This window comes from Pseudomonas sp. DVZ6, from assembly GCF_024259445.1.
Lineage (GTDB): Bacteria > Pseudomonadota > Gammaproteobacteria > Pseudomonadales > Pseudomonadaceae > Aquipseudomonas > Aquipseudomonas peradeniyensis.
Genome location: NZ_JANCLM010000095.1, coordinates 1 through 1,312 on the forward strand (window position 1 = coordinate 1; position 1,312 = coordinate 1,312).

The 1,312-nt window shown below is 67.8% G+C and carries 1 protein-coding gene; it reads left to right on the forward strand.

The annotated features are described in order from the left end of the window. On the forward strand, window positions 1-1,312 hold a 1,312-nt coding region (locus tag NMG10_RS25765; protein WP_254465372.1), incomplete at both ends, for an amino acid adenylation domain-containing protein.

Genomic DNA, 1,312 nt, shown 5'->3' on the forward strand with positions numbered 1-1,312 from the left:
TGGCCGACAGCCAGGCGCGGTTGGTGCTGACCCACAGCGACCAGCCCCAGGTGGACGGCGCACGCCGAGTCGAACTCGACCGCCTCGACCTGAGCGGTTATGCCGATGCGCCGTTGGGCCTGGCGGTGGACGCCGGCAGCGCGGCGTACATCATGTACACCTCTGGCTCCACCGGCACGCCGAAGGGCGTGCAGGTGCCGCACCGGGCCATCGTGCGCCTGGTGATCAACAACGGCTTTGCCGATTTCAACCGCCAGGACCGCGTGGCCTTTGCTTCCAACCCGGCGTTCGACGCCAGCACCCTGGAAGTCTGGGCGCCACTGCTCAACGGCGGCGCGGTGGTGGTGGTCGACCAGGACACGGTGCTGTCGCGCCAGGGCCTGCGCGAAGTCCTGCTGGAGCAGGGCGTCACCGTGCTGTGGCTGACCGCTGGCCTGTTCCATCAGTTCGCCGACGATTTGCTGCCGGCGTTCCGTGGCCTGCGCTACCTGATGGTTGGTGGCGATGTGCTGGACCCGGCGGTGATTACCCGGGTACTACGCGATGGCGCGCCGCAACACCTGCTCAATGGCTACGGCCCGACCGAAGCCACCACCTTCAGCACCACCCACGAAATCACCGAGGTGGGCGAGGGCAGCATCCCGATTGGCAAGCCGATCGGCAACAGCCGCTGCTATGTGCTCGATGCTCGCCAGCAATTGCTGCCGGTGGGAGCGGTGGGCGAGTTGTATATCGCCGGTGACGGCGTGGCCATGGGGTATCTGGGCCAGCCGGAGCTGACCGCTGAGCGCTTCCTGCCGGATCCGTTCAACGGCGGCACGATGTACCGCAGCGGCGACCTGGTGAGCTGGCAGGCCGACGGTACCCTGCGTTACCTGGGACGCGCCGACCAGCAGGTCAAGCTGCGGGGCTTCCGTATCGAGCTGGGCGAGATCGAGGCACGCCTGGGCGAGTGCCCGGGTGTACGCGATGCCGCCGTGATCGTGCGCGAGGATGTGCCGGGCGATAAGCGCCTGGTGGCGTACTTCACCGGCCAGGCGCCGACCATCGGCGAGCTGCATGAGCGTCTGCAAGGCGTGCTGCCGGACTACATGCTGCCGTCGGCTTACTTGCGCCTGGACGCGCTGCCGCTGACTGCCAACGGCAAGCTCGACCGCCGTGCCTTGCCGCAGCCGGGCAGCGACGCGTTGGTCAGCCGTGCCTTCGAGGCGCCGCAAGGTGAGATCGAAACCGCGCTGGCCGCGATCTGGGCCGAGGTGCTCAAGGTCGAACAAATCGGCCGCCATGACCACTTCTTCGAGCTGGGCGGCCA